Below are 23809 nucleotides of genomic sequence, written 5' to 3'. Positions count from 1 at the left end.
GATGCGTGCGCTTCGCTTGGGCACATCATGGGGCGGGCTGTTGTCCGGGCCTTTGGCCTGGGCGGTGTCGACGCAGCTGAATTATGCGTTCGTGGAGTGGCAGTGCGCTCATGGCATTCCCGTCATACCGGTCATTGCGCTGGTGCTGACAGTGCTGGCCTTGCTCGGCGGCGTGCTGTCGTGGCGGGCGCGCCAGCAAGGCGGCGCCGCCTTTAAACCGGATCGTACGCGCGCCACCGAGGATTTCGTCGCCAATATCGGCATTCTCAGCGCGGTGCTGTTTGCGCTGGTGATCGTCATGCAAGGCGCCGCCTCGCTCATTCTTGACGGCTGCTTGCGATGAGCTTCGACGCGCTCTTCTCGACCTCGATCTGCTACGGTGCCGGCGCCCCGCAGGCCGGCTGGACGCTGGCGTTGCCGATCACGCTGCCGCTAACCGTGGTCGCAGTGCTTTACGCGGCAGGCGCCTTTCGGCTGTGGCGGCGGAGCGCCCGCAGCCGGCCGTTGCGACTGCGGCAGGCCGTGCTGTTCGCGGCCGGCTGGGCCATTTTGGCGGCAGCACTGGTCAGTCCGCTCCATGCATTGGGTGAGCGCGTCTTCACCGCCCACATGATCGAGCACGAGCTGTTGATGGCGGTGGCGGCACCCCTGCTGGTCGCCTCCTGCCCGGCGGCGGCGCTGATGTGGGCGTTGCCGATCAGGCTGCGGCTGGCATTTGGCGCAGCCGGGCACGCGAAGGTGCTTCGAACCATTTGGACCGCCGTCAGCCGCCCTGCAGCCGCGACCTTCTTGCACGGCGTCGCGATATGGGCGTGGCACGTTCCGGCGCTGTTCGAGGCGGCGCTTGCACAGAGTGTCCTGCATTATGCGCAACATGCCAGCTTCTTCGGTACGGGGCTGCTGTTCTGGTGGGTACTGCTGCCGCGTTCAGGCCGCGAACAAGCCTATGGCAGCGCGGTCATGCACCTTTTCTTCACCTCGCTGCACACCGGCCTGCTCGGGGTGCTGCTGCTGGTCTCGCCAAGGCTGTGGTTTCCGGTAAACGCAGCAGGCGCGGAATTGTGGAACCTTAGCCCGCTCGAGGACCAGCAGCTCGCCGGTCTGATGATGTGGGTTCCGGCCGGCTTGATTTATGGCGGGGCCGCGTTGCTGCTGGCCGGCCTGTGGATTCGCTCGAGCAGCCGAAAGGACCGGGAGGCGTCGCATGCGCTTCACGCTGTCTAAAGCCGTAATTGGCGCTGCGGTTATTGTCGTGCTCGTTGCAGCCTTGGCCGGGATCTCGTTGTACTTCGAGCAAAGCCGTCGGGTCGAGCAGAAGGCCGACAATGCGACCGGCGGTGTCAGCGCCCGCGCTATACCGATCATGATGGCCAATGGCTGCGCCGGTTGCCACACCATCACCGGCGTTCCCGGTGCGCAAGGGTTAGTCGGTCCACGCCTCGACGCAAGCCTGCCCACCCGGGTCTATGTCGGCGGCGTCTTGCGCAATAGGCCGGAGAACCTGATTCGGTGGATCCGTGGGGCAAGGGAGATCAATCCGCATACGGCAATGCCTTCGACCAGGATTTCTGAGCAGGAGGCGCGGGACGTCGCTGCCTACCTCTACTCGCTGAAATGACTTTGTTGCAGCATTTCTTGAAGAGCAGGGTTGGCTGCAACATCTCGCCAGGAACAAATCGGCAAGGCCGAGGTTTGGTTCTACCGATCAAACCGCGAGGAAGTGCTATGGACACTGATGTCAATTCCGAAACCCGCTCGATCTTCATTGTCGGGCTGCGCAATGCCCACGCCATGGAGAACCAAGCACTGTCGATCATGAAGCCTCAGGTCAAGCGGATCGAGAACTATCCGCAGGTCGCCGACCGCCTGCAGCAGCATATCACGGAGACCGAAGGGCAGATCGCCCGCCTGGAATCCATTCTGGATCGCCTCGGTGAGGACCATTCCACATTGAAGGATACGGCTATGTCGATGGTCGGCAGCATGGCCGCGATGGGACATTCCGTAGCCGGCGACGAAATCCTCAAGAACAGCTTCGCCAACTTTGCATTCGAAAATTACGAGATCGCGGCTTACAACTCATTGCTCGTGCTCGGGGAGGCCGGAGGGTTTAATCAGGCGATCAACTCTCTTCAGCAGAATCTCAGCGAAGAAGAGAAAATGGCCGACTGGTTGAAGCAGAACCTGCGCGGCGTCACCTTGCAATACGCCAGGCTGCGTGAGGCGGGAGAGACCGCCAAAAGTTAAGCCGCCCCGCCGCTGGCCGAGAGGAATTCCTGGCAACCACCCAGTCGAATTGACGGGGTGGTTGTTTTTTTATTGGACAGTGCTGCTAAGACTGCACGCCACGCCGTTGGCCAGACACGCTTCATGCAGCCCGAAGAACCGAACGGATTCAAGCGAAGAATCGGAACGGACCGGAGCGCCTCGGCTAATGACTTCAGCGCCGCGATCACATTTGTCTGCGGAAGGTTGCGCCGACTTCGATGTTCAACCGCGAGGCGACCCGCGGTTGGAATCGCCACGAACGACCGCAGCGCTATCACGTCGTTTCGGGAGACTCGTTCGATTTGGGAGCCTCGTCGGTCTCCGGCAAACGATCGCGAATGGCTTCCTCGGTTTTGCTTGCCGTCTTTTTCACGACTTTCTCGACGCGGTCGACCAACGTCTCGGCGTCGCCGCTGGAACCCTGTCGGTCAGCCTCTTCCTTTACAGTCTCATATGCTTCGGCGGCGACCTGCTTGGCTTGCTCCACGCCTTCTTCAAAGACTTCTTCGGCACTGTCACGAAGCTTGTCGCGGTAAGGGCCGAGTTGCGCGTCTTCCGCGGCGGTGTGAGGCAGCATCACGCCGATGGCTGTGCCCACGGCAAGGCCCACCGCGGCCATTGCCAGAGGTTCGCGCTGGAACAGGTCCTGCGCCGACTGCCGCACCCGGCCCGTCATATCGGTCGCGGCCGAGCCGACCTGCCCGGCTGTGCTTCTCAATCTTTCTTTGGCGCCGCTCGCAACGTCTGCCACAGCCTCAGTCGCACCGCCTGCCACGGACGCAGCCGAACGAGCGGCATCGGAGAGCATGGAGCCGGCGGAAGCTTCGCCCTCGGCACCGTACTCATCGCCGCGTGAGTCCTGCCAGGCCCCGCCCAAGCTCCGCTCGTCAGAGACGTTTCGGCTGCCGTCAGGTTCCCTGCCGGTCGAATAGGCACCAGGTGCTGAACTGTCTACCGAGGTGCCCTTGCCAAGCATCAGCCAGGCCAGGCCCGCGCCGACCAATGTAAGCGGCAACGGATTGTCCCTGACCTGAGTCTTAAGATTGCTGAGCATGGCGGATCCCTCGCCGCTGAACATCCCGGTGAATTCGTCGATCAGTTGGCCCGGTGTCATCTTGCTGCGGATCGAGTCTGCGGTATCTGCCACTCTGGCGCGCGCAATATCAGCATCGCGTTCCAACTCGGCTGCGGATTTGTCGGTCATCTTATCTGTTCCTTGATCACGCGTGCGTCGCGTTTAAGTTGGTCTTGTGTCCGGTCGGGGGTCAACTCTGAGGGAGCCATGCTTGCCTTGCCGGAGCGCAAGAGTATGACGCCCAGTACTCCCACCACGACGCCGACGAGCAGCGAGGACCATCCGGCTCCCAGCCCGGCGCTCGCCAAGGCAATCACCAGCGCCTGCAAAAGCACCATCAGGGCGGCAAGCAGGCAAATGGCGCCTCCCATTACCTCCACGGCGCCGGCGCCGGCCTTGCTTACCTTTTCCGACATTTCAGCCCGCAACAGCCTGCTTTCGGTTTGAAGCAGTGTTGTGACCTGCTGTGCCAGATCGCTGACAAGGGTTGTCAGGCTGCGAGTGTCCTGATTGTCAGTCATGGGTTTCGCTCCAGGCTTGCATTGGCCCAGTCATCGCCGGACTGATCGGATCCTAGCGGGGCCGGCTCAACTGCCTCTACCGATCGCCATCCCGACTCATTCGAGCTAGGACCCGTCTCGGGCGCCCGGCCTGTTCCCGACTGGCCCGGTGCTCCGGTTTGGGCAGAGGGTGGCGAGCTCTTGATGAACCGCCCCAACGCCAGGCCTGCCAATACCGAACCGGCGATCAGCGCCCCCGAGTTTTCACGGCCGAACGACTGAATTTCGCCAAGCACCTCGTCGAACGGTTTATCCTTCAGGGACGAGGAAAGCCGCTCGAGCCCGCCTGCGGCGTCAAGGGCGAATTTCGAAGCGGTCCGTTGATCATTATTGGCAAGATGCTCGCTTGCCGCGCGCAATGCGCCGCCGAAGGCCTTGAGATTGGCGCTCACGTCGCGCTGCGTTCCCTCAGCCTTGTTGAACAACGCTTGCTTTGCTTCCGATGCGTAATCTCCGGCTTTCCTGGTGATCTCGTCACGCGCATCGTGGAGCGCTTCCGTCGCGGTCTGCTTTTCCCGTTGTAGTCTTTCTGAAAGCTCGCTTCTGGCGGTCTCGAAATCGGCCGTCTGACGGCCCTGATCGTCCTGGTCCTGCATAGTGTCTCCTAGTGGAATCCGAGGAAGGAGAGGATTGCAAGCACGACGACGACAAGGCCGATGAGATAAATAACACTGTTCATGGCGCAATCTCCTCCACTGCGCACCGAACTTGCCTGTGCTTCCCGTGTTCCCTCAGACGTCATCTTTTTTGGTAAGCGAAGCCTAACCAGCCTCAAGACGGGATCTTGTCCTGTGCCGATGGCGGTGAGCGCGCGGTTGGAAATGATACGAGACCGGACTCCGGTGCGACTTACAGGTCGAGGCGCAGGTCCGCTCCGGCACATGGCGCTGCATGGGCCGGAATTTTTCCGTAGTGCTTTGACTGGGCATTATCGCAGTGGGACCTGCCTGCGACCTACCACTCGATCGCAGGCCGCGCGATCATCAGCCAGAAAATCCCGAGCACGGCAGCGAAGGCGGGGAAGCCGAAGGCGAACCACAGCCAGAAGAGCCTATGATAGCGCGGCGGCAACGGCGCGCCTGCAGCGGCGGCTTGCGATGCCAGCTTGCGCATCTGCATTTGCATCCAGACGACCGGGAGCCAGAACATTCCGGTGAAGATATAGAGCGCGATCGAAAGTACGATCCAGCCCTCCGACAGCGAGTAGCCTGCCTGCCAGGCGAGCGCGGCTCCGGTCAAAGGCTGCGCGACCACGGCCGTCGCGGTGAAAAGGAAGTCGGCGACGACGACGATACGCGCCACCGCCGCAACCGTCGCGGCATTGCCGGTCCTGTGGGCGAGCAGCATGAAGAAAGCGATACCGGCGCCGGTACCAAGCAGCACGGATGCGCCGATGACATGCAGAAATTTCAGCAGGAAATAGAGCATCAACGCTCCTCCAGCACTGCCAAGGCCACAAAGTGCAGCACCAGGATCGGCAACACCTTGAGCAACGGCCCAAGCGGGTCGTTCCACAGATCGGGGCTCAGGAAGCTTCCGACGACCAGGTAGAAGAGCGAGAGCGCGATGCCGCCATAGAGGCCTTTTCGCGTCGCTGGCCGCCAGGCTAGGAGCGCGCCGACGGCGATGTCGGCAAGAGCACCGGCTATCACGGTCGGCGCCGACAAGATGCCAGCCCCCGTGCTTTGCATCAGCTCGATGCCACCGTTATAGCCGGTGGTCAGCGTCACAATACCCGTCACGATCCAGAAGACGGGCAGGACGACGAAGATCGCAGGCTTGATGAAATACAGCCGGGCAAACCATTTTTCCTGCACCGTTGCCGGATTGAGCGCGAGGAAGCCCGCCAGGGTTTGCGGGCGTATGCCGGTCGCGGCGGTCCAGTCCGAGGGATCTCCAACCGCTCCTCGGGCGATCTCTCTGGCCGCGTTGGTGCGCATCGGTGGACGCCAGCCGAACATCGCGGCAAGGTCGCCGAGGCGGTAGAGAAGCCTTGCAACAGCCGCCGGCAAGACAAACCTGGCTGCAGGAGCCCAGCCGAGCCATCGGCGATAGCTGCCGACGACCTCGTCCATGCTCAGCTGTTCGGGACCGACAAGTTCCAACACGACGCGAGACGGACTGTCGGGATCGAGAAGGAAGACGACTGTTGAGACCACATCGTCGAGTAGTACCACCTGGAGCCGGCCGGTGCCGGGCATGGACGGCAGCACCGGCAGCGAGGCGAGACCCCTAAACAATGCGCTGGCCCCAAACACCGGCCGGCCGAGCACCACGGACGGGCGCAGGATCACCCAATCCAGATCAAGCGCCATAAGCGCTTGGTCGCCGGCCAGTTTCGTCGCCGAGAATGCCGAAGGCTGCGCCCGATCGACGCCTATCGCCGAGAAGTGGATTACCCGGGCAACCCCTGCCCGCGCACAGGCGAGGAAGAGTGCTGCCGCCGCATCGCGATGGACTTCGCGCGTCTTTTCGCGAGGGCTGTCCTGCAGGACGCCGGCACAATTCACGACGGCGTCGACACCCCTGAGATGCGGTAGCCAGTCTTCGGGCTGCAGCGCCGCCGCCATGTCCAGCACCAGCAATTGATAATTGCCGGCCCGGCTTGCGCCGGGGCTGCGGACCAATCCGATCACCTCATGCCTTTCGGAAAGAAGGCGTGCCACGACGGAGGCACCGATCAGGCCGGTGGCGCCGGTAACCAGGACTTTCACTGGACCCCATTCTCCGACGGCGGGAAAGTATCGTTCATTCCGGTTTATCGCCCTCGATACTCCCCTTCATACCGGAAAGTTCTTCCGTCGTGCATAACAACCGCGGCCGCGCCGGGTCGGAGATGTCGAGCTTGTCCCAGGGAATGCGGTACACGCTGTCGCGACTGCGCAATCGAAAGGCGTCGAGGACCGCAATGCCGATGGCCGAAGCGGACAGACGCTCGAAGGCCGCGTAGATGCCGACATGGTAATCGGCAACTACCAGGTTGTCGCCATCCGGTTCGGCGCGTATCTCCTCGATACGGCCGATGCTTTTGCCGCGCTGCGAAAGCACATTCCTGCCAGCCAATTGCTCAAGATTGACGGTGGCCATCATCCAGCTCCCGGAATACGCCCAATGACATGATCGCGCAGCCAGTCCTGCCAGTCGAAAATCGCCGTTTCGCGGACGTCGATATCGAACTCGATGTCGACGCCGATGTCGCGCACCTTGTTCCAGGCGATGCGGTGCGGCTCGGCATGGCGCTTGCCGCCGAGCCTTGCCGCAACCCGCGCCATCCAGCGCCCGGGTCGCTCGCCAAGCCGACGCGCCAGCGTGATCGAGCCGAGCTCGACCGCAACGATTTTGGGCGGCTTGCCTGGCCTGAGTTCCGCCACCAGACCGTCCACCTTGCCGATCTTGACCTGCTCGCGGTCGACCACTTGCTTGTCCAGAATGTCGCGTAGCAAATCCATCACGTGCCTCCGAATATCTGCAAAGGAATGGTCACGATCGCGAGCACGAAACCGAGCGCAATGATGAAGATGACCGCGGCATTCGCGATCATGCCATTGCGGTGCTCGCCGACATAACGCTCGTCATTCAGCAGGAAAAGGAACGGCACCACGGTCAGCGGCAGGCTGGCGGCCGTCAGCGCCATGGAAAAGATGGTTAGCTTCAGCGGATCGAGACCCAGTGCGATCGGAATGGCGGCGAGAAACAGCGAGACAGTGTAGACGGTGCTGAAGCCGGGATCGTCGCGCGGTTTCTGGTCCTCGCCCCACGTCCAGCCGAAACCCTGCGCCACGAGATAGGCTTGCTGCAGCCCGATTTCGAGCGCGGCACCGAAGCAGGCAATGCCGAGCGATGCGACGAACAGGATGAATCCCCAGAAACCGAAGATCTGGATCAGCATCAGCGGCAATTGATGGTAGTCGTCGACCTGCTCTATGCCGTGCGCCGCCAGCACGAGCGCCGCCACGATCAGCACACCGATCGCGATCGTGCCGCCAAAACTCATGCCAATGCCGGCAATCGCCCGATTGGCTCCGAGATAGCTCCTGTCCCACTGATCCTCGATCGCTCCCGACGAATAGAACATGAACAGGTAAGGCGATATCGACGCGCCAAGAATGCTGACCGCCATGAACCAGTATTTGGCCGCGTCGTGGTCCGGCAGAGTGGGCACGGCGCCGGCCGCGACCTGCCCCCAATCGGGTCTCAGCATGATAGCGCCAACCACGAAGCACAGCGTGACGAGACCGAGGATCGAGACGCCTTTTTCGATGAAGCCGAACGTGCCTTTCCAGAGGAACAGCCATACCAGAAAAGCGACCGGCAGCGCCCACCACTGAAAGCCGATGCCGGTGGCGAGCTCGAGCGCAATGGCAACACCACCAATCTCCGCTGCCATGACCAGGAAGTTGACCAGCAAAGTCGCAAGCAGCGGCCACAGAAAGGCGTTGAAGCCAAACCGTTCCCGGATGCCGTCGGCGATGGTGTGATGGCTTACGGCGGCGAACCGGCCGGCCATCTCGACCAGGAAGATGATGCAGATCACGCCCAGAACGACGGCCCAGATCAGCTGGAACCCGAACGCCGCGCCCGCCTGAGCGGCGGTTGCCATCGATCCGATCTCGAGAAAGCCGCCAACGCTGGTAACGACGCCAAGCGATATTTCGAGCAGCTTCTTCATGGTTTCGGCGCGAAATATTTGGCCTGGGACGCGTTCAGGGCCGCAGCGGCAGCCCAAAGATCGTGCTGCGCGTGTTCCACTTCCGGGCGATTGCCGTCCTGCACTGCCGCCGCGGCGCGTGTCACCACCGTCGAAAGCTGTCCGACTGCCGCCGTCAGACCGGCTTGCTCGCTGGCTTCAGGCGACTTGGCCGACTGGATTTGCGCACGGGCATCGGCGAGCGTCTTGCCGACCGATTGCAAGGTGCGCGACGTGTATTTCGAGGGGGCCGCCCCTGAAGCCCAGGCATCCAGCACCAGCGATGCGGTCTGTGTGGCGGAAGCCGCGGTTTTCGACTGCTGCTCGACCTGGTCGGAAGGCGAGCATGCCGTCAATACAAATATTATCAGCAGCAAGCACGGGCGGTCTGGTCGAAGATCGACGGCTGTAACGGCATTTACAATACGGGCTTGTAGCGTTGCTGCCACACGATTGTTCTCCCCGCACCAAGCGACTTCGGCGCGAAGTTTGATCTAGAGCGCTGGGTGATCACGTCAACTAACCGCGATGAACTGCCTTGGCAGCCCGGAACAAACCACCGATCGCCGGATTAGGGGGATGAGGAGGCAAAAGTCATGGACAGGGAAGAGCGTATCAGGCAGCGAGCCCATGAGATCTGGGAGCGTGAAGGCCGTCCCCAAGGACGCGAGCGCGAGCATTGGGATCAGGCCGTGCAGGAGATCGAAGCTGAGGGTTCCGAGGCCGAACGCGGTCCGGTCGTGCCCGATCCAACGGTCGGGGCCGGCTCCAGTCCCGAGGCGCGTGGCAGTAAGCGGCGGCGAGGGACATGAGGCCGATGCCTCGTTTCGTCGCCTGGATCGTGGTCGTACTGGTCGTGCTGTTCGCCGCCTGGCTGATGATCGGGCGCGACAGAACCGGCGGCGGAGGTCAGCCCACGCCGCACGCAATTGATCAAAATGGATAGGAGCCGACATGACGGGAACCGATACTCATCCTGAACAAGACCCGGCAGAAGGATCGCGATCGATAGTGGAAAAGCAGCTCCGCAAGGAGCAAGGCGGCGAGGGTCAAAATCGCAAAGCCGAGCCAGCTTCCGACAAATCCGGCAGCAAGACCAAGACGCCTTCGGAAGCGCGCAAGAAAGGCTCAAGCTTGGATTGAGCCGGCCGAAAGCGGGCTCACACTGCCGTTTGCCTCGAAATAATAGGGATAGCGCTCCTGGACGATTTCGAGCACCTCGAAGATGCGGCGAAGATGCGTTCGCATCGCCTCTTCCGCCGCAAGCGCGTCGGCCTGCTCGAGCGTATCGACAATCCGCCGATGTTGGCCGAGAACCACCGACATGCTGTCGAGGCGCGGGAAAGACAGGAAACGGAAGCGGTCCATGTGCAGCTTCGCCGCGCTGATGTCGGCCCAGATTCCGGGGAAGCCGGCATGGCTGGCGATATGCTGGTGGAACAGCTCGTCCGACTTGAAAAAGCGCCTGTCGTCCGCGATGGAGGCGAACGTCTCCTGGACGGCCAGTTCGCCTTTCAGCATGGCGAGCAGGTCGGCGCGACGCGGGCTCTCGACCGCACGCTTGATCAGGCCGACTTCGAGCGATTCGCGCAGGAACTGCGATTTTTCGAGATCGGCGATCCGGAGCGGGGCCACCATGCTGCCGCGCTGCGGATAAATGTCGATCAAGCCAAGACCGGCCAGCCGGGCGAGCGCCTCCCTGACCGGCGTGCGGCTCACGCCGAGGGCTTCCGACATCGCCTTTTCCGAGATCACTTCATGCGGCTTCAGACGGAAGGTCAGGATCTGGTCGAGCAGAACCTCGAACGTCCTCGCCGCGACCGATACGCCGGGGCCGGTTTCGCCCAACCGCCCCTCGGTGATGGTCCGCATTCCCAAAAGCCCTGCCATCGGCGACCCCTTATAGGCTCTGCAGCTTCAAGCCGTTCATGAAATGCCTGCGCAAGCAGCAGCGCCGAGGTTATTCCTTGCGCGGAGAACCGCCGATGCGCGCCAGCAGGCCGCCATCGACGCGTACGACCTCGCCGGTGACGAAGGAGGCATCGTCGGACAGCAGGAAGGCGACGACTGCGGCAATCTCTTGCGGCCGGGCGGTACGGCCGAGCGGATGCATATTGTCGAGGATGCGCAGGATCTCGTCGGGCTTATCGTTGAGTTTCACCGCATCCCGCAGCATCGGCGTGTCGACCGCACCCGGAGCGACGGCATTGACGCGCACGCCGAGCGGCGCATAGTCGACGGCCATCGATTTGACCAGGCCGATCAGGCCGTGCTTGGCCGTGCTGTAGGCCAGAACCCCTTCCTGGCTGGCCAGACCCTGCACCGAGCTCATATGGACGATGGCGCCGCGGCTTTGCCGCAGCAGCGGCATCGCCGCGCGGGAGAGCAGGTAGGCAGCCTTGAGGTTGACGTTCATCACCTCGTCCCAAAGCGCCTCGTCCGTGGTCTCCACCGTTCCGTAACGCTGGATGCCGGCATTGTGGGAGAGCATGTCGAGCCCGCCGAACGCGGACCGGGCAAGCTCGACGGCGCGGCCACAGGCCTCAGTGTCGGCGGTCGAGCCAAGCACGGTGTGCACGGTCACGCCGCTCGCCGAAAGCTGCGCCGCTACCTCATCCAACTGATCGCCCGCCCGGTCGAACAGGATCAGGTCGACGCCTTGCTCGGCCAGTCTTTCGGCGACAGCACGGCCGATGCCCATGGCCGCCCCGGTGACCAGTGCGCGTTTTTTGAACTCAGCCATTTATCCTCCCTCGAACAGTTGCGCAGCGACTGCCATGGTAGTCGACGGGCGCACTTGACGTGCTCTTTCCACCGAGCCGGCCCAAGCGTGTTCGGCATCATGTCGCTCCTTGCATGAAAGCCAGCGTTTCCGCGCGCGTCGGTGCGCCAAGACGTCCGCCAAAGCGCAGGCATTTCAGGGCGGCGGCGGCGCTGGCCACTGCTATCGCCCGCTCTTCGTCCCAACCTTCGGCCAGGCCGAGAGCGAAGGTGCCGTGGAACACGTCGCCTGCCGCCAGGGTGTCGACGGCTTCGACCCGCGGCGACGGCAGATGATGGACGTCATTGCTGCCCGAGTAGCGGAACACGGTGCCGTTCGCGCCATCGGTGACCGCCACGAAGGCGCCGGTCCGTTCGCCGAGAATGGCGACGGCAGAACCGGCGGATATCTCCGGACCGCAAAGGATGCGTGCCGCCGGCAGCGAAGCAACGACATGCGAGGCGAGCGGCAGCAGCCGGTCGAGCACCGGTCGCGAAGCGACATCGGCGTCAAGGATCGCCGGGATGCCGCACTCGCGAGCCTTCGCCAGCGCCAGGGCCGCGGCTCCGGGCCAGCGGACATCAACCAGCACGACGTCGAAGCGGGAAAAATCCGCGGGCGGAAGACGGTCAGGATCGGCTTGCGTGACTGCATCGTAGAAGGGCACAATCATACGCTCGCCGGCGGCATCGACCAGGATCGTGGCAATGGCCGAGCGGCCGCCCTCGACCTTTCGCACCAGCGAACAGTCGACCCGCTCCGCCTCCATCTGGGCGATGACGTCGCGGCCGACGGCATCGTTGCCGACGCTTGCCCATAGCCAGACTTGCCCGCCCTGGCGGCTGGCCGACGCGGCGGCGCTTGCTGCCATGCCGGCCGCGATCTGCACGGCCTCGCTTGGCAGGAACTTGCCGGCGCCGGAGGGCAGGACATCGAGGCGCAAGATCGTATCGTAGGTGAGCGCGCCGACGCAAAGCAGGCGGGGCGCCGTCATTGCAGCCGGTAGCCGCGCTGATGGGCAATCGCCGTCATCACGCCTCTCAATTCGGCAAGGCCGCGAAGACGGCCGATCACGGGATAGCCGGGATGGGTGTGCCGCGCAGCGTCATCGATCAGCTCATGGCCATGATCCGGGCGAAACGGCAGCAACGCCGCCGGTTCACCGGCGTCGCGGCGGCGTTGCTGCTCGTCGAGCAAGATCGAAACCACCGAGACCATGTCGACATCGCCGCTCAGATGCTCGGATTCCATGAACGAGCCGTCCGGGTCCTTGCTGACGTTGCGCAGATGCACGAAGTTGATCTTGTGCGCAAAGCGGCTGGCGATGGCGGGCACGTCATTGGCCGGGTTGGCGCCCAGCGACCCCGTGCACAAGGTAAGACCGCTATTAGCCGATGGCACTGCGTCCAGGATAAAGGCGATGTCGTCGGCGTTCTTGACGATCCGGCACAGGCCGACGAGATCGCGCGGCGGATCGTCCGGGTGGATCGCCAACGTGACGCCCGCCTCTTCGGCCGCCGGCAGCACGTTTTCGAGAAAACGGACGAGGTTCTCGCGCAGCCGGTCGTGCGACAGGCTCGACTGCTCGGCCACCACTTCGCGCAATTCCGCTACGTCATAGCGCTTGAAGGCGCCTGGCAGGCCGGCCATGATGTTGGCGAGCAGACGCTCTTTTGACGTATCCGGCGTCGTCTCGAACCATTCGCTCGCCCGCTGGAGAACATCGGACGCATAGTCGCGCTCCGATCCCTTGCGCTGCAGCATGTAGCAATCGAACGCGGCAAGCTCGTGCATGTTCATGCGGAGCGCCCGTCCGCCGCCCGGCAGCGGCGCAGCCAGGTCGGTCCGGGTCCAGTCGAGGATCAGCATGAAGTTGTAGCAGACCGTGCGCACACCGCAGGCGCCGAGATTGCGTAAGGTCTGCCTGAAATTGTCGTAGAGCCGGTCGAGATCGCCGCGGCCGAGCTTGATGTCCTCGTGCACGGGCACACTCTCGACGACGCTCCATTTGAGGCCCATCGCCGGATCCGCCTCGATAAGCGCCTGGCGCTGCCTGATGGCGTCGATCGGCCAGACTTCGCCGTAAGGGATGTCGTGCAGTGCCGTCACGATGCCGGTCGCGCCGGCCTGCCTGGCATGGGCAAGCGTTGCCGCGTCGCTCGGCCCAAACCATCGCCACGTCTGCTCCATTCGACCTCCAGCTGCGGAATTTCTCGATGACCGCTGGTGTATTGGATACTACCATGGCAGTCAATTGCTTGCCGCAGCCCAGTGCCTGTATCCGCGTTCGGGCGGCCGCCCTATGAGAGATTACAACGGTACGTGGCGTTCAGATTGAACGGCTATCCAAGATCCGAGTTTCGGCTGGCCCAAATCGCGCCGCGTTCGAACATCGTGCGCATTTGCGGCACGGCGAACTCGTCGGCGGTGTGCCCGAGCGCGCTGTAGAAGACGCGGCCCTTGCCGTAGCGGCGCTTCCAGACAACCGGCATGACGACGCCGGCGATGAAATCGAGATGCTCGCCGGTGAAAGTAGTCGTCGCCAGCACCTCGTTGGTCGGATCGACATGCATGTAATACTGCTCTGAACGGTAGGCGAAGCTGTCGATGCCCTGCATGACCGGATCGCCCGGCCTGGTGATGTCGACGTGATAGTCGATGATGTTGCCGGGATGGGCGACCCACTGGCCGCCGGTCATGAACTGGTATTCCGGCTCGTTGCGGAAGCTGTCGCACATCGTGCCGTGAAAGCCCGCAAGGCCGGTGCCGGCCCCGACGGCGCTGGTCAGGTTTTGCAGCTCCGACTTTTCGATCGTCGACATGGTGATCACCGGGACGATGAGATCGAGCTTGCTCAGCTGCGGATCGGCAAGCGCCGAAGTCCCCTGCTCCAGCTGCACGTCGAAGCCGTTGCCGGCCAGCATCTCCTTGACGATTTCGGCGCTTCGGGCCGGGGTGTGACCTTCCCAGCCGCCCCAGAAAATCAGTGCCGTCTTGCTCATCGCATTGTTCCTATTCCAGAATTCCAAAAGGCAGATCGGCGCGCATCGGCGCCGGCCGGGCGCAGCCATATCTGAGATCGATACGCCGCCCTGTCTCAGATGAAGAGATGATCGATTCCATGATTTCCAGGACATGGAGGGAAAGATCGAGGCTGGCGCGGTGTTGTCTGCCGGAGACGATCGCCTGCGCCATGTCGGCAAGGCCGAGGCCCCGGTAGTTGCCGTTGCCATAGGAATGGATCTGATCGGCTACCGTCCAGTCGCCCTTGCGCTGGCTGGTCCTGATGTCGCCCTGGAACTGGTTGGGATCGGAGACGATCATCGAGCCCGTGGTTCCGTAAAGTTCGATGTGATTGTGTTCATGCTTCCACACGTCGAAGCTGGTGGTGATCGAGACCGCGGCGCCATTCTCGAATGCGAGTAGGCCGGAAATATGGGTCGGCACCTCGACCCGGATGGTTTCGCCCTGGCGCGGTCCAGAACCGATGGTGCGGGTGGCGTAGGATGACTTCGCCTGCCCGGTCACGGATTTTACCGGACCAAGGAGATTGACCAGGCAGGTCAGATAGTACGGTCCCATGTCGAGCATCGGCCCACCGCCAGGCTGATAGTAAAAATCCGGATTGGGATGCCAGAGTTCGTGGCCGGGCACCTGCATGAAGGCAGAGCCGGCGACAATGGTCCCGACCGTATCCTTATCGACCAGCCGCCGCGCCGTCTGGTGGGAGCCGCCAAGAAAGGTGTCGGGTGCGCAGCCGACGCGCACGCCCTTTTCGCGCGCGGCCGCGACCAGCCGCTCGGCGTCGCTGAGCGTCGTTGCCAGCGGCTTCTCGGAATAGACGTGCTTGCCTTGCCCGACAGCCTGCAGGCCGACCGGCACATGATGCTGCGGCGTCGTCAGGTTGAGCACGATCTCGACGCGCGGATCGGCCAACAGCGCGTCAACCGGCATGGCAGCCAGGCCGTAGGCCGCTGCCTTGGCCTCGGCCGCCGTCCGGTTGACGTCGGCGACGCCGACAATGTCGAGCACCGGGAATTGTGGCGATGCCTTCAGATAGGCATCCGAAATGTTGCCGCAGCCGATAATGCCGACACCGATCCTCCGCATGGGCTTCTCCTCAAAAGGCGGCATTGATGAAACAGCAGAACTCGTTTGTCACCCCCCTTTCGGCCAGACGACGTTATCCCGTACAAGGATATACCTCGAGAGCCTCAGAACCGCCGCCCGATCACAATCGCGCGCCTATGCGCGAGCCGCTTGCTTTCGAGGTCGAACGGCCGGTACTCAGCAACATTGCTTCATGTAGCTTGCTCGACATTTTTGATGCCGGCTTTGAGCACAGCACAGATTTTCACCCGTAGAAGGACGCACATGATCCGCCCACAAGGAACCATCGCACCGATCCTGACGCCGTTCGAAAACGACGGCCGGATCGCCCGCGATCTCTGGATATCCCACGCCAAATGGGTGCTGGATCAGGGAGCGCATTTCCTGTCGCCGTTCGGCACCACGGGCGAGGCCTTGTCCGTCTCGTTGCGCGAGCGCATGCAAGCGCTGGAGTGGCTGGTCGAGGCCGGCATTTCGCCAAGCCATCTGATGCCCGGCACTGGTGTCACAGCACTTGCCGAGACCGTCGAGCTGACGGCGCATGCCGTCGGGCTCGGCTGTGCCGGGGTGATGGTGCTGCCGTCGTTCTTCTATACGGCCGCCGGCGACAACGGACAGGCCCGCTACTATGGCGAGCTGATCGAACGGGTGGCGAACCCGGCGATGAGGATGATCCTCTACCACATCCCGCAGAATTCCGGCGTATCGGTGAGCCCGGCGCTGACCGCCCGCTTGAGCCAAGCGTTTCCGGATGTCGTGGTGGCTTACAAGGACAGCGCCGGCGATTGGAACAACACCGCGGCGGTCATTGCGGCAGCCCCAAGGGTCGCGGTGTTCCCTAGTTCGGAAGCACAGCTGACGAAAGGCCTCGCCAACGGTGCTGCGGGGTGCATCTCGGCGACGGTCAATCTGAATGCCGCAGCGATCCGGGCCCTCTACGACGCAGCGCTGGCGGGAGAGGACATTACTGACGCGGATGCCGCCATCAAGGCGTTCCGCAAAATCATCCAGGACGCCGGCCTCATCTCCGCGATGAAGGCAGTGCTGGCGGTACGGTCCGGCGACAGACGCTGGCTGAACCTGCGCGCGCCGCATGAGAACGCGACGCAAGCCACCGGCGAAGCTTTGCTCGCCGCTTTCGGCCCGCTAGCCGACCATATCGGCCGGAGCTGACTATCGGGCCGTGTTCAGGGCGGCAGCAGCGCGTATCAGCGCCTTGAACGCATTCTCATCTATGTCTTCGCCCTCACGGATATCGATGGCGCGCCTGGTGTTGCCTTCGAGACTGGAGTTGAACAGGCCTGAAGGATCCGGCAGGGAGGCGCCCTTTGCGAAGGTCACCTTCACGACGTTCTTGTAGGTCTCGCCGGTGCAGATTATTCCGGCGTGCGACCACACCGGAACGCCTCGCCACTTCCACTCCTCGACCACTTCCGGGTCAGCCTGCTTGACGAGAGCGCGGACATGGGAAAGCGTCTTGCCTCGCCAATCGCCCAGCTCACTGATCCTCGCATCTATCAGCTGCGAGGGGGAGCTCTCTGCATTTCCTTCCATAGAGCCACTCTTCATCACCATTGTCGCTTTCCCCAGGGTTGTTGCCGCTCGCCCGTCACATGAATACCGCTAGTCGGCACCGGGTTTGCGGGAATGACTCGCATTCCACTCACATTCGCTCGCCAGGCAACTGGCTGGCTTGCCTTACCCAGTCGGTGAGTTGAGCTTCGTCGAGCTGGTCGTCCTCGCGGATGTCGAGGTAGCGCACGTCCTTGTGCTTGGACTCGCCTGGAGGGACAGGATGCAGCGACGTGCCGCGGAAGAAAGCCAGCTTGATGTACTTTGTGAAGCAATGGAAGTTGAGGAACCAGCCTTGACCCTCTACGCCATAGAAGGGCGAGTTCCATTTGACGGCCTTGCGCAGGTTGGGAACGTTGCGCTCGATGAGTGCGTCGAGGCGGCGGCCGACATCGCGTTTCCAGCCCGGCATGGCCGCGATGTAGGCCTGCACAGGAGCGTCACCATCACCCTTCGGGATCTGCGGGTTGCCGGCTGCGAGGAGGACCGGCTTGGCGGCTGCAGGCTTGGCGGCGGGCTTCTTCGCGACCGCCGCTGACTTGATGGACGTCTTGTGGCCATGCGTTCACTCCAATGCGCCGGTGCCCCCTGCGTTGCGCCACTTGGGAGCGTAAGGCAGCACGAACATGTACAGACCGGTAAGCAGGAGCAAGCCGAGTGGAAACAGCGGCAAGAGGTATACCCAGTAGGCGGGTTCCTTGCCTGCTCCCAGGCTGATGAAGATGGCGGCGACGACCGCCGCAAAGATAATCGACAGCCAGCGGTGGATCTGCCGAACCCATTTGTTCCAATCCATTGAGACCTCCTCTGAAGACGAACCGAAGCGGATCGGGCGGCCCGTTTGGCGACTCCCGCCGGGCAGCCACGCCACTGAACGCATGCTTTACCAGCGCGCCAGTTGGGTGATTTGAACGAGATTGCCGCAGTTGTCGTTCAGCTGGGCGATGGTCGAGCCGGTTACTTCGGTCGGCGGCATCGTGAACTCGGCGCCGCGCGCTTTTATGCGCTCGTAGTCGCCCTTGACGTTATCGGTGAAGAACATGACCGCGGGCTGGCCCTGCTGGAAAATGGCTTGCTGGTAGGTCTTTGCAGCGGGGTTGTCATTGAGCGCGAGTTGCAGCTCGGCACCGTCCGGCTCGTCGGGTGATCCAACGGTCAGCCAGCGAAACGGCCCATTGCTGAAATCGGCCTTCTTGGTAAAGCCGAGCGTTTCGGTGTAAAAGCCCAGTGCCTTTTCCTGGTCGTCCACGTATACTTTGGCCAACTTGATCTTCATTGGCTTGCCTCCATTATCGCCTCGTGATGTCGCTCTGTAACAGAGCCCTTGCTTGGATAGCCCAGCGGATCTCAGTCCGTCCGCGCCAGAACCTGCTCCAGATCGTCAAAGAACCTCGGCCAGCCGACTTTGGCACCCCGGAAGTAAGGCTGCTGATCCGGCCGGAAGCCCGACTGTTCCATGCGCAAGCGGGCTCCGGTGCTCGTGGGGGTGAGGGTCCAGGAGACGACACTCTTGAGATCCTTGGTATCCCACGTGTAAGTCAGTGTTCTGTTCGGCTCGACCGTCTGCACCTGACATTCGACAGCGCCCCAGTCTGCGTGAAGATTGAAGCGGTGGTTCGCGACAGGTTTGAAGTCATTTTTCATGAGCCACTCCTCGATCAAGTGTGGTTGCGTGAGCGCGCGCCAGATCTTCTCGGGCGGATAAGCGATTTCCCGTTCAACAACGACGGAGAGCGTTTCGGTCGCCATTTCGTTCACTGGTCCATCCTTTTGAGCAGGTCTTCGAGGTCGTCGAACCGGCTCTGCCAGAACCCGGTCATCTGGCTTGTCCAGTCAATCAGGGGGGCAAGCGCAGCAAGCTGCGCGCTATAATGGGTCTGTCGCCCTGCATGGCGGTCGCGCACGAGCCCGGCCTGCCTCAAAACGCCGAGATGTTTTGACACGGCCGGTTGCGAGATCCCGGCCTGAGCCGTCAGAGCCCCGACCGTCTGCTCTCCTTCGCGACACAGCCGCTCAAAAATAGCGCGCCGAGTCGGATCGGCAAGCGTTCTGAAGAGTACATCGTGAGCGTTTGGCATTGGGATCGATAACCCTTCGGCTATTGATCGATGTATAACCACCGGGATATGTGTGAGTCAAGCGGGAAGCGGCATAATTCTCGTTGCAGGTCACCTGCTTCGCTCACGCAGCCAGTTGCTTATTCGCCGTGCTCTGCACTGGAATTGTCACGCGTTATACGCTACATGACCATCTACATGGTCAGGAGCTGAGATGGACGCGGTCAATTTGGCGGACGCCAAGGCACATCTGAGTGAGCTCGTCGACCGGGTCGAGGCTGGAGACTCGATCGACATAACCCGGCGTGGCAAGCCCGTCGCCAGGCTCACGGCCGTGGCCCGCCCTCGCAAACGGATCGACGCCGTCCTGCTCCAATCCCTGACCGCAACCATGCCTCTGCAGGCCCAGGCTGCCGCCGATCTGGTGCGATCGATGCGAGATGGCGATCGCTATTGACGTCCTATCTCGATACTTCGCTGATCATCGCGGCACTATCCAACGAAGCCATGACCGCGCGCGTTCAGGGCTGGCTGGCGGAGCAGGACCCAGCGCAACTTGTGATCAGCGACTGGACCATCACCGAGATGTCCTCCGCCATGGCGATCAAGCTTCGGACCGGACAGATCGACCTGGAGCAACGCGCGGCAGCGCTCGCGATGTTCAATAAGCTTGTCGCTGAGAGCTTCACCGTGCTGCCGGTGACGGGCGGGCATTTTCGGGTCGCCGCGAAATTCGCCGATCAGCATATGCTCGGGCTTCGTGCTGGCGACGCCCTGCACCTCGCGACGGCATCGGAGCATGGCGCCACGGTGTGGACCCTCGACCAGCGGCTCGCCGAGGCAGGACCGATTCTCGGCGTGCCGACGCAGTTGCTGGCATGATCGAGGCCCTCTCCTCCAAAATGAATAAACCGATTGAGGCTCGCCGAGCGGTACGGCCTTTCCACTTATGACGCGATGATCGCCTCCGCGGCGGTTCACGTTGGCTGCGATACACTCTGGTCAGAGGACATGCAGCACGGAATGGCGCTCGACGAAGGCTTGCGCATCGTTAATCCCTTTCGCGTTGCGAGCTGATCACGCTCATTGAAGGGGGCTGGCCGGGAGCGAACTGGCGGCTTTCGATGTTGCCGAGCGGCGTGTCCGGCACGGAGAGCGATGCTGTCAACCACAAGCGTCTGCGCGGGCGAGGAGAAAGGCCGCCTCGCGCACGTTGCGGGTGAGCTTGGCCGCAGCCTCGAATTCGGCGCGGGCCTCGGCCAGCCGGCCGGCCCGAAACAGAAAATCGCCCCTCGCCGCCGGCAATGGCGCATAATTGCGCAAGGCGGCGGCGTCGGCAATCTCGTCTACCAACCGCAGGCCCGCTTCGGGCCCGAAGGCCATGCTGTGGGCGACCGCTCGATTGAGATCGACCACCGGCGAGGGCATCACTGCACGCAGCCGGTCGTAGAGCGCTGCGATCCGGGGCCAGTCGGTGTCGGCCGGACTGCGCGCCCGCGCGTGACAGGCTGCAAGCGCGGCCTGCAACACATAGGGGCCATCGCCCCCGAGGGCTTCGGCACGGGCCAGCGCGTCAAGGCCTCGGCGGATCAGCAGCTGGTCCCAGCGCGCGCGGTTTTGCTCGGTCAGGGTCAAGAGGGCGCCGTCCGGCCCGATGCGTGCCGGCAGGCGCGATGCCTGGATTTCCATCAGAGCCAGCAGGCCGAACACCTCGGCATCCTCGGCCATCAACCCCGCCAGCATGCGGCCGAGCCGTTGTGCCTCCAGGCACAGGCTCGGCCGGACAAGGTCGTCGCCTGCCGTGGCAGCATAGCCTTCATTGAAGATGAGATAGATGACCTCCAGCACCGAGGACAGACGCGCCGCACGCTCGGCGCCGCGCGGCACCTCGAAGCTGAGCCCGGCCTTTCCGATCGTCCTCTTTGCGCGGACGATGCGCTGGGCGATCGTCACCTCGCTCGACAGGAAAGCACGGGCGATCTCGTCTGTCGTCAGGCCGCCGATGACACGCAGCGTGAGGGCCGCGCGGGCGTCGGCCGAAAGTATGGGGTGGCAGGCTGTGAAGATGAGGCCCAGCAGCTCGTCGCCAAGATCGTCGTTCATGGCCATTTCGTTTCCTCGGCCGTACCATCGCACTCGCCGTCCAGCTCCCGCGCGATCTCCTCATGCTTGCGCTCGCGCATCTTGTCGTGACGGATCGCGTCGATGGCGCGGCGTTTGGCGACCGTCATCAGCCAAGCGCCGGGATTGGCCGGAACGCCGGTCCTGGACCATTCGGATAAGGCTATGACCAGGGCGTCCTGCACCAGTTCCTCTGCAAGATCGACATTGCGCACGAGGCGGGCCAGGCCCGCGATGAGCCGGGCTCGTTCAATGCGAAAAATCGCCTCGATCGCCTGCTGCGTCTCGCCTGCCGTCATGCTGCCTTATCGGCCAAAGCCATAACGAAGGCAAAGCAGGTTGCGGCCGACAGGTTCAGTTGCCGCTGAGCTTCTTGCGCGTCCGGTCATGGATTTCCGTGACCTCCGGCGTCAGATTCCCATTGCCAATCAGCCATCTCGTAAAGCGGCCGGATTTCAATCTCGCTCGGTCCGGGCATGGGATTGGGGCAGCGCTTCACCCAGGCGACAGCCTCGTCCATGTCCTTGACTTCCCAGAGCCAAAAGCCGGCGACCAGTTCGCGGGTCTCGGCGAAAGGCCCGTCGATGACCGTCCGGCGGGGACCATCGAACGCAACGCGCTTGCCCTGCGAGGAGGGCTTGAGGCCATCGGCGTCGAGCAAGATGCCGGCATTGCGCAGCTCGTCGTTAAACCTGCCCATCGCCTCCATCGCCTCCTTCGCCTCGGGCGTGGGGACAAAGCCCTTTTCGCTGTCCTCGGTAGCCTTCACGAGCACCATCACACGCATCGTCTGTCTCCTTGTTGAGCCGGACTCACCGGCCGGCATCGAAACGACGAACGGAGTTTAGGAAATCGACATTGTCCTGCAAATTTTTTTCGAGGTTGAGGAGAAAGCCGCCGATCGCGGCTCCCCTGGTCAGGAATCGCGATGGCGCGATATCGAGATTGGGCGCAACGCTGGTCGCCGATTGTAAGTAATTGAGTGGCCCGCCTAAACCATTTCGGGACGTTTTGAAGCCTCGCGGATCGCCTTGTGTACGCTGCGCTGCAAATCCATGAAGGCCGGGGTTTCCATGATCTCTTCCCGGCGCGGGCGCTCGATATCGACATTGAAGGTCTGCATGATGCGTCCCGGGCCGATCCCCATCACGACGATGCGGTCCGACAGGTAGACGGCTTCTTCCACATCATGGGTGACGAAGAGCACGGTGAGCCTGTGCTCCTCCCAGATCTGCGTCAGGAGTTCCTGCATCTGATGCCTGGTCAAGGCATCGAGCGCGCCAAAGGGCTCGTCCATCAGAAGCATTTTGGGTCGATAGGAAAGAGCACGCGCTATGGCCACCCGTTGCTTCATGCCGCCCGAAAGCTCAGACGGATAACGATTGGCGCTGTGAGGGAGCTTGACCAGATCGAGATGCTCGCGTGCTATCCTGCGGCAGGTCGCGCGATCATGACCCGCGGCCTTGAGGGCAAACTCGATGTTCTGCTGCGCCGTCAGCCAGGGAAGCAGGGTGTAGGACTGGAAGACGACGCCGCGGTCGAGGCCCGGCTGCAGGATCGGCGCGCCATCGATGGCAAGATCTCCCGCGTCGAAATCCTGCAGTCCGGCAACGATCGACAGCAGCGTGCTCTTGCCGCAACCCGACGTGCCCACCAGCGAGACGAACTCGTTGTCGGCAAGATCGAGATTGATATCGCGCAGCACTTCCGTGCGCCGCGCGCCCGTGCCGAAGCTCTTGTGGAGACCTTTGATCCGCAGTTTGGGCAAACTCATCGGCTCAGCCTCATTGCACGTGGCCCTCCTGCCGGAACAGCACTTTTCCCAGTGCCTTCATGACCTGGTCGGTGATGAGGCCAAGCACGCCCAGCAGCAGGATGTAGCCGATGATGGTGTTTGTCTGGAAATAACGCTGGGACACGGTGATGCGGTAGCCGAGCCCTGATGTCGCCGCGACAAGTTCCGCCAACACCAGCCAGGTCCATGCCCAGCCGAGACTGATGCGCAACGTGTCCCAGATGCCTGGCAAGGCGCTGGGAACCACGATGCGCGTCAGGATCTTGCGATCCGGCAGCCCGAGCGTCCTGCCAAGGCCAATGAAATCAGCGGGAACCCGCTTCACATTGTCCATGATCATCAGCACCTGCTGAAAGAAGGTGCCGATGAAGATGATCAGAAACTTCTGGGCATCGCCCGTCCCCGACCACAGGATGGAGAGGGGCACGAAAGCGACCACCGGCATGTAGCGGATGAAATCCACAAGCGGCTCGATCGCCGCTTCCCAAGTCCTGAAGCTGCCGATCAGCACGCCAATCGGAATCGCCAATGCCGAGGCGATGAGGAAGCCAACAGAAATACGGTATATCGAGGTCCTGAGATCCAGCCACAGCGTGCCGTCACCCGAGAGCTTGCCGAGCTGGGTCACCACGCTCCCCGGCGAGGGCAGGAAAATCGGCTTTACCAGCCCCAGCCCTGTTGCCGCCCACCAAGCAAGACCGAGGCCGGCAAAAACCGCCACTGCTATCATCAGGAAGCGCGAGCGTGCGATGGGCGCGCCCCACCCGGAGGGTCGGCGACGGCGCATCGGCTGTTTGATCACC

At 62.7% G+C, this 23809-nt stretch carries 34 protein-coding genes and 2 pseudogenes; 11 read left to right on the top strand and 25 right to left on the bottom strand.

Annotated elements, in window-relative coordinates; all coding sequences use genetic code 11:
- Position 1 precedes the first annotated feature (1 nt).
- The 4 genes and pseudogenes from NKI58_RS08130 to NKI58_RS08115 all read left to right on the top strand — a co-directional run bounded on the left by NKI58_RS08130 (position 2) and on the right by NKI58_RS08115 (position 2247).
- A complete protein-coding gene (locus tag NKI58_RS08130) occupies positions 2 to 343 on the top strand; it encodes a hypothetical protein (RefSeq protein ID WP_352593708.1) in 342 nt (113 codons plus the stop codon).
- Positions 340 to 1224 carry a cytochrome c oxidase assembly protein gene (locus tag NKI58_RS08125; protein WP_352784928.1) on the top strand — a complete coding sequence of 295 codons (885 nt, stop codon included), beginning with the start codon at positions 340 to 342 and terminating at the stop codon, positions 1222 to 1224. The genes NKI58_RS08130 and NKI58_RS08125 overlap by 4 nt, the downstream gene beginning before the upstream one ends.
- 199 nt (positions 1225 to 1423) lie before the next feature.
- Positions 1424 to 1618: pseudogene (locus NKI58_RS35505) on the top strand (c-type cytochrome); the annotation flags it as partial.
- Positions 1619 to 1725: 107 nt separating this feature from the next.
- Entirely contained in the window at positions 1726 to 2247 is a 522-nt protein-coding gene (locus tag NKI58_RS08115; RefSeq protein WP_352593746.1) for a ferritin-like domain-containing protein, read from the top strand.
- A 295-nt stretch (positions 2248 to 2542) separates the two neighbouring features.
- Here the strand turns inward: NKI58_RS08115 and NKI58_RS08110 are convergent, their stop codons facing one another.
- From NKI58_RS08110 to NKI58_RS08070, 9 genes are all read right to left on the bottom strand, one after another.
- On the bottom strand, positions 2543 to 3472 hold the full coding sequence (locus tag NKI58_RS08110; protein ID WP_352593711.1) for a hypothetical protein: 930 nt from the start codon (positions 3470 to 3472) through the stop codon (positions 2543 to 2545).
- Positions 3469 to 3864, bottom strand: coding sequence for a phage holin family protein (locus tag NKI58_RS08105; protein ID WP_352593712.1), 396 nt, complete (start codon positions 3862 to 3864; stop codon positions 3469 to 3471). The genes NKI58_RS08110 and NKI58_RS08105 overlap by 4 nt, the downstream gene beginning before the upstream one ends.
- Positions 3861 to 4499 carry a hypothetical protein gene (locus tag NKI58_RS08100; RefSeq protein ID WP_352593713.1) on the bottom strand — a complete coding sequence of 213 codons (639 nt, stop codon included), beginning with the start codon at positions 4497 to 4499 and terminating at the stop codon, positions 3861 to 3863. Before NKI58_RS08100 ends, NKI58_RS08105 begins: the two co-directional genes overlap by 4 nt.
- A gap of 358 nt (positions 4500 to 4857) precedes the next feature.
- Positions 4858 to 5331 carry a DUF2269 family protein gene (locus NKI58_RS08095; RefSeq protein ID WP_352593714.1) on the bottom strand — a complete coding sequence of 158 codons (474 nt, stop codon included), beginning with the start codon at positions 5329 to 5331 and terminating at the stop codon, positions 4858 to 4860.
- The gene (locus NKI58_RS08090) at positions 5331 to 6617 is read right to left on the bottom strand and encodes an SDR family oxidoreductase (RefSeq protein ID WP_352784067.1); all 1287 of its coding nucleotides are present in this window, start codon (positions 6615 to 6617) and stop codon (positions 5331 to 5333) included. Before NKI58_RS08090 ends, NKI58_RS08095 begins: the two co-directional genes overlap by 1 nt.
- 34 nt (positions 6618 to 6651) lie before the next feature.
- Positions 6652 to 6990 (bottom strand): hypothetical protein, encoded by a 339-nt coding sequence (locus NKI58_RS08085; protein ID WP_352623170.1) that lies wholly within the window; start codon positions 6988 to 6990, stop codon positions 6652 to 6654.
- Entirely contained in the window at positions 6990 to 7352 is a 363-nt protein-coding gene (locus NKI58_RS08080) for a hypothetical protein (protein WP_352623169.1), read from the bottom strand. The genes NKI58_RS08085 and NKI58_RS08080 overlap by 1 nt, the downstream gene beginning before the upstream one ends.
- A complete protein-coding gene (locus NKI58_RS08075) occupies positions 7352 to 8572 on the bottom strand; it encodes an Nramp family divalent metal transporter (RefSeq protein ID WP_352623168.1) in 1221 nt (406 codons plus the stop codon). The genes NKI58_RS08080 and NKI58_RS08075 overlap by 1 nt, the downstream gene beginning before the upstream one ends.
- The gene (locus tag NKI58_RS08070; protein ID WP_352623167.1) at positions 8569 to 8967 is read right to left on the bottom strand and encodes a hypothetical protein; all 399 of its coding nucleotides are present in this window, start codon (positions 8965 to 8967) and stop codon (positions 8569 to 8571) included. The genes NKI58_RS08075 and NKI58_RS08070 overlap by 4 nt, the downstream gene beginning before the upstream one ends.
- 219 nt (positions 8968 to 9186) lie before the next feature.
- On the opposite strand from NKI58_RS08070, the gene NKI58_RS08065 reads away from it, so the two are divergent.
- The 3 genes from NKI58_RS08065 to NKI58_RS08055 are packed head-to-tail and all read left to right on the top strand — an operon-like array spanning position 9187 to position 9733.
- The gene (locus tag NKI58_RS08065; RefSeq protein WP_352623166.1) at positions 9187 to 9402 is read left to right on the top strand and encodes a DUF2934 domain-containing protein; all 216 of its coding nucleotides are present in this window, start codon (positions 9187 to 9189) and stop codon (positions 9400 to 9402) included.
- Positions 9403 to 9407: 5 nt separating this feature from the next.
- Positions 9408 to 9536 carry a hypothetical protein gene (locus NKI58_RS08060; RefSeq protein ID WP_280952094.1) on the top strand — a complete coding sequence of 43 codons (129 nt, stop codon included), beginning with the start codon at positions 9408 to 9410 and terminating at the stop codon, positions 9534 to 9536.
- A gap of 8 nt (positions 9537 to 9544) precedes the next feature.
- Positions 9545 to 9733 carry a hypothetical protein gene (locus tag NKI58_RS08055; RefSeq protein WP_352623165.1) on the top strand — a complete coding sequence of 63 codons (189 nt, stop codon included), beginning with the start codon at positions 9545 to 9547 and terminating at the stop codon, positions 9731 to 9733.
- On the opposite strand, the gene NKI58_RS08050 is transcribed toward NKI58_RS08055, so the two are convergent.
- From NKI58_RS08050 to NKI58_RS08025, 6 genes are all read right to left on the bottom strand, one after another.
- On the bottom strand, positions 9719 to 10480 hold the full coding sequence (locus NKI58_RS08050; RefSeq protein ID WP_352623164.1) for a GntR family transcriptional regulator: 762 nt from the start codon (positions 10478 to 10480) through the stop codon (positions 9719 to 9721). The genes NKI58_RS08055 and NKI58_RS08050 overlap by 15 nt on opposite strands.
- A 70-nt stretch (positions 10481 to 10550) precedes the next feature.
- Positions 10551 to 11333 (bottom strand): SDR family NAD(P)-dependent oxidoreductase, encoded by a 783-nt coding sequence (locus NKI58_RS08045; protein ID WP_352623163.1) that lies wholly within the window; start codon positions 11331 to 11333, stop codon positions 10551 to 10553.
- Between the two features lie 97 nt (positions 11334 to 11430).
- Complete coding sequence (locus tag NKI58_RS08040; RefSeq protein WP_352784064.1) at positions 11431 to 12345, bottom strand: PfkB family carbohydrate kinase; 915 nt, start codon at positions 12343 to 12345, stop codon at positions 11431 to 11433.
- A complete protein-coding gene (uxuA, locus tag NKI58_RS08035) occupies positions 12342 to 13541 on the bottom strand; it encodes a mannonate dehydratase (protein WP_352784062.1) in 1200 nt (399 codons plus the stop codon). The genes NKI58_RS08040 and uxuA overlap by 4 nt, the downstream gene beginning before the upstream one ends.
- Before the next feature lie 152 nt (positions 13542 to 13693).
- Entirely contained in the window at positions 13694 to 14353 is a 660-nt protein-coding gene (locus NKI58_RS08030; RefSeq protein WP_352707327.1) for a ThuA domain-containing protein, read from the bottom strand.
- Positions 14354 to 14363: 10 nt separating this feature from the next.
- Complete coding sequence (locus tag NKI58_RS08025) at positions 14364 to 15461, bottom strand: Gfo/Idh/MocA family protein (protein WP_352707329.1); 1098 nt, start codon at positions 15459 to 15461, stop codon at positions 14364 to 14366.
- A 26-nt stretch (positions 15462 to 15487) separates the two neighbouring features.
- On the opposite strand from NKI58_RS08025, the gene NKI58_RS08020 reads away from it, so the two are divergent.
- A complete protein-coding gene (locus NKI58_RS08020) occupies positions 15488 to 15715 on the top strand; it encodes a hypothetical protein (protein ID WP_352707332.1) in 228 nt (75 codons plus the stop codon).
- A 10-nt stretch (positions 15716 to 15725) separates the two neighbouring features.
- The gene (locus NKI58_RS08015) at positions 15726 to 16634 is read left to right on the top strand and encodes a dihydrodipicolinate synthase family protein (RefSeq protein ID WP_352707334.1); all 909 of its coding nucleotides are present in this window, start codon (positions 15726 to 15728) and stop codon (positions 16632 to 16634) included.
- Here NKI58_RS08015 and NKI58_RS08010 read toward each other — a convergent pair whose 3' ends face one another.
- The 6 genes from NKI58_RS08010 to NKI58_RS07985 all read right to left on the bottom strand — a co-directional run bounded on the left by NKI58_RS08010 (position 16635) and on the right by NKI58_RS07985 (position 19111).
- A complete protein-coding gene (locus tag NKI58_RS08010; protein ID WP_502897041.1) occupies positions 16635 to 17015 on the bottom strand; it encodes a DUF1801 domain-containing protein in 381 nt (126 codons plus the stop codon). It lies immediately after the preceding gene.
- Between the two features lie 109 nt (positions 17016 to 17124).
- Positions 17125 to 17577, bottom strand: a complete 453-nt coding sequence (locus NKI58_RS08005) for a DUF1801 domain-containing protein (RefSeq protein WP_352784965.1) — start codon at positions 17575 to 17577, stop codon at positions 17125 to 17127.
- A 21-nt stretch (positions 17578 to 17598) separates the two neighbouring features.
- Entirely contained in the window at positions 17599 to 17829 is a 231-nt protein-coding gene (locus tag NKI58_RS08000) for a hypothetical protein (RefSeq protein ID WP_023716563.1), read from the bottom strand.
- Between the two features lie 87 nt (positions 17830 to 17916).
- On the bottom strand, positions 17917 to 18309 hold the full coding sequence (locus NKI58_RS07995) for a VOC family protein (RefSeq protein ID WP_023676178.1): 393 nt from the start codon (positions 18307 to 18309) through the stop codon (positions 17917 to 17919).
- Between the two features lie 71 nt (positions 18310 to 18380).
- A complete protein-coding gene (locus NKI58_RS07990) occupies positions 18381 to 18791 on the bottom strand; it encodes an SRPBCC family protein (RefSeq protein ID WP_352707340.1) in 411 nt (136 codons plus the stop codon).
- The gene (locus NKI58_RS07985) at positions 18788 to 19111 is read right to left on the bottom strand and encodes an ArsR/SmtB family transcription factor (RefSeq protein ID WP_023716560.1); all 324 of its coding nucleotides are present in this window, start codon (positions 19109 to 19111) and stop codon (positions 18788 to 18790) included. The genes NKI58_RS07990 and NKI58_RS07985 overlap by 4 nt, the downstream gene beginning before the upstream one ends.
- Positions 19112 to 19304: 193 nt before the next feature.
- Here NKI58_RS07985 and NKI58_RS07980 point away from each other — a divergent pair, with 193 nt between their 5' ends.
- Positions 19305 to 19547, top strand: a complete 243-nt coding sequence (locus NKI58_RS07980) for a type II toxin-antitoxin system Phd/YefM family antitoxin (RefSeq protein ID WP_352468031.1) — start codon at positions 19305 to 19307, stop codon at positions 19545 to 19547.
- Complete coding sequence (locus tag NKI58_RS07975; protein ID WP_352707342.1) at positions 19544 to 19972, top strand: type II toxin-antitoxin system VapC family toxin; 429 nt, start codon at positions 19544 to 19546, stop codon at positions 19970 to 19972. The genes NKI58_RS07980 and NKI58_RS07975 overlap by 4 nt, the downstream gene beginning before the upstream one ends.
- 282 nt (positions 19973 to 20254) lie before the next feature.
- Here NKI58_RS07975 and NKI58_RS07970 read toward each other — a convergent pair.
- The 4 genes and pseudogenes from NKI58_RS07970 to NKI58_RS07955 form a co-directional block, all read right to left on the bottom strand.
- A pseudogene (locus NKI58_RS07970) lies at positions 20255 to 21510 on the bottom strand (RNA polymerase sigma factor).
- A gap of 86 nt (positions 21511 to 21596) precedes the next feature.
- Positions 21597 to 21998 (bottom strand): YciI family protein, encoded by a 402-nt coding sequence (locus tag NKI58_RS07965; protein WP_051406115.1) that lies wholly within the window; start codon positions 21996 to 21998, stop codon positions 21597 to 21599.
- 204 nt (positions 21999 to 22202) lie between these two features.
- The gene (locus NKI58_RS07960; RefSeq protein ID WP_352707347.1) at positions 22203 to 22985 is read right to left on the bottom strand and encodes an ABC transporter ATP-binding protein; all 783 of its coding nucleotides are present in this window, start codon (positions 22983 to 22985) and stop codon (positions 22203 to 22205) included.
- A 10-nt stretch (positions 22986 to 22995) separates the two neighbouring features.
- Positions 22996 to 23793: an ABC transporter permease gene (locus NKI58_RS07955; protein WP_352853117.1), complete on the bottom strand. Its 798-nt coding sequence runs from the start codon at positions 23791 to 23793 to the stop codon at positions 22996 to 22998.
- Positions 23794 to 23809: the final 16 nt, after the last annotated feature.

Origin of the sequence: Mesorhizobium sp. M0522 (assembly GCF_040321085.1) — a bacterium.
Taxonomy (GTDB): domain Bacteria; phylum Pseudomonadota; class Alphaproteobacteria; order Rhizobiales; family Rhizobiaceae; genus Mesorhizobium.
This window is presented reverse-complemented; position numbering and strand designations above follow the sequence as displayed.

Excerpts from the sequence above, each read along its gene's own strand:
- NKI58_RS08060 (WP_280952094.1), top strand. The coding sequence starts at position 9,408 with ATGCCTCGTTTCGTCGCCTGGATCGTGGTCGTACTGGTCGTGCTGTTC.
- NKI58_RS08030 (WP_352707327.1), bottom strand. The coding sequence starts at position 14,353 with ATGAGCAAGACGGCACTGATTTTCTGGGGCGGCTGGGAAGGTCACACC.
- NKI58_RS08025 (WP_352707329.1), bottom strand. The coding sequence starts at position 15,461 with ATGCGGAGGATCGGTGTCGGCATTATCGGCTGCGGCAACATTTCGGAT.
- NKI58_RS08110 (WP_352593711.1), bottom strand. The coding sequence starts at position 3,472 with ATGACCGACAAATCCGCAGCCGAGTTGGAACGCGATGCTGATATTGCG.
- NKI58_RS08065 (WP_352623166.1), top strand. The coding sequence starts at position 9,187 with ATGGACAGGGAAGAGCGTATCAGGCAGCGAGCCCATGAGATCTGGGAG.
- NKI58_RS08010 (WP_502897041.1), bottom strand. The coding sequence starts at position 17,015 with ATGGAAGGAAATGCAGAGAGCTCCCCCTCGCAGCTGATAGATGCGAGG.
- NKI58_RS08075 (WP_352623168.1), bottom strand. The coding sequence starts at position 8,572 with ATGAAGAAGCTGCTCGAAATATCGCTTGGCGTCGTTACCAGCGTTGGC.
- NKI58_RS08130 (WP_352593708.1), top strand. The coding sequence starts at position 2 with ATGCGTGCGCTTCGCTTGGGCACATCATGGGGCGGGCTGTTGTCCGGG.
- NKI58_RS08105 (WP_352593712.1), bottom strand. The coding sequence starts at position 3,864 with ATGACTGACAATCAGGACACTCGCAGCCTGACAACCCTTGTCAGCGAT.
- NKI58_RS08085 (WP_352623170.1), bottom strand. The coding sequence starts at position 6,990 with ATGGCCACCGTCAATCTTGAGCAATTGGCTGGCAGGAATGTGCTTTCG.
- NKI58_RS08040 (WP_352784064.1), bottom strand. The coding sequence starts at position 12,345 with ATGACGGCGCCCCGCCTGCTTTGCGTCGGCGCGCTCACCTACGATACG.
- NKI58_RS08115 (WP_352593746.1), top strand. The coding sequence starts at position 1,726 with ATGGACACTGATGTCAATTCCGAAACCCGCTCGATCTTCATTGTCGGG.
- NKI58_RS08125 (WP_352784928.1), top strand. The coding sequence starts at position 340 with ATGAGCTTCGACGCGCTCTTCTCGACCTCGATCTGCTACGGTGCCGGC.
- NKI58_RS08000 (WP_023716563.1), bottom strand. The coding sequence starts at position 17,829 with ATGGATTGGAACAAATGGGTTCGGCAGATCCACCGCTGGCTGTCGATT.
- NKI58_RS08015 (WP_352707334.1), top strand. The coding sequence starts at position 15,726 with ATGATCCGCCCACAAGGAACCATCGCACCGATCCTGACGCCGTTCGAA.
- NKI58_RS08100 (WP_352593713.1), bottom strand. The coding sequence starts at position 4,499 with ATGCAGGACCAGGACGATCAGGGCCGTCAGACGGCCGATTTCGAGACC.
- NKI58_RS08080 (WP_352623169.1), bottom strand. The coding sequence starts at position 7,352 with ATGGATTTGCTACGCGACATTCTGGACAAGCAAGTGGTCGACCGCGAG.
- uxuA (WP_352784062.1), bottom strand. The coding sequence starts at position 13,541 with ATGGAGCAGACGTGGCGATGGTTTGGGCCGAGCGACGCGGCAACGCTT.
- NKI58_RS08055 (WP_352623165.1), top strand. The coding sequence starts at position 9,545 with ATGACGGGAACCGATACTCATCCTGAACAAGACCCGGCAGAAGGATCG.
- NKI58_RS07980 (WP_352468031.1), top strand. The coding sequence starts at position 19,305 with ATGGACGCGGTCAATTTGGCGGACGCCAAGGCACATCTGAGTGAGCTC.
- NKI58_RS07960 (WP_352707347.1), bottom strand. The coding sequence starts at position 22,985 with ATGAGTTTGCCCAAACTGCGGATCAAAGGTCTCCACAAGAGCTTCGGC.
- NKI58_RS08095 (WP_352593714.1), bottom strand. The coding sequence starts at position 5,331 with ATGCTCTATTTCCTGCTGAAATTTCTGCATGTCATCGGCGCATCCGTG.
- NKI58_RS07955 (WP_352853117.1), bottom strand. The coding sequence starts at position 23,793 with ATGCGCCGTCGCCGACCCTCCGGGTGGGGCGCGCCCATCGCACGCTCG.
- NKI58_RS07985 (WP_023716560.1), bottom strand. The coding sequence starts at position 19,111 with ATGCCAAACGCTCACGATGTACTCTTCAGAACGCTTGCCGATCCGACT.
- NKI58_RS07965 (WP_051406115.1), bottom strand. The coding sequence starts at position 21,998 with ATGCGTGTGATGGTGCTCGTGAAGGCTACCGAGGACAGCGAAAAGGGC.
- NKI58_RS08020 (WP_352707332.1), top strand. The coding sequence starts at position 15,488 with ATGAAACAGCAGAACTCGTTTGTCACCCCCCTTTCGGCCAGACGACGT.
- NKI58_RS08050 (WP_352623164.1), bottom strand. The coding sequence starts at position 10,480 with ATGGCAGGGCTTTTGGGAATGCGGACCATCACCGAGGGGCGGTTGGGC.
- NKI58_RS08045 (WP_352623163.1), bottom strand. The coding sequence starts at position 11,333 with ATGGCTGAGTTCAAAAAACGCGCACTGGTCACCGGGGCGGCCATGGGC.
- NKI58_RS07995 (WP_023676178.1), bottom strand. The coding sequence starts at position 18,309 with ATGAAGATCAAGTTGGCCAAAGTATACGTGGACGACCAGGAAAAGGCA.